Here is a 272-nt window from a genome sequence, read left to right on the forward strand (position 1 = left end):
GGTGACGGTCATCCGCGCCCTGCGGCCGCTGGCGAAGGAGGTCTTCGCCGTCCTCTCGAACGGCGCCCACGTCGAACTCGGTCACCTCGGCCACGGGGTATGGCAGGGCATCGACATCACCGGTCCCGGCGCGTACCAGATCGAGGCCCGGTACGACGACGGCTCCGTGTGGACCGCCGACGACCCGTACCGCTTCCTGCCGACCATCGGCCAGCTCGACCTCCACCTCATCGGGGAGGGTCGTCACGAGACGCTGTGGACGGCCCTCGGCG

General features: G+C 70.6%; 1 protein-coding gene. It reads left to right on the top strand.

Going from position 1 to position 272, the window contains the following annotated elements; translation table 11 throughout:
- Positions 1 to 272, top strand: a 272-nt coding sequence (locus SB775_RS29540) for a GlgB N-terminal domain-containing protein (protein WP_410864794.1), incomplete at both ends; no start/stop codon positions are given.

Source organism: Peribacillus sp. SIMBA_075 (assembly GCF_046534585.1).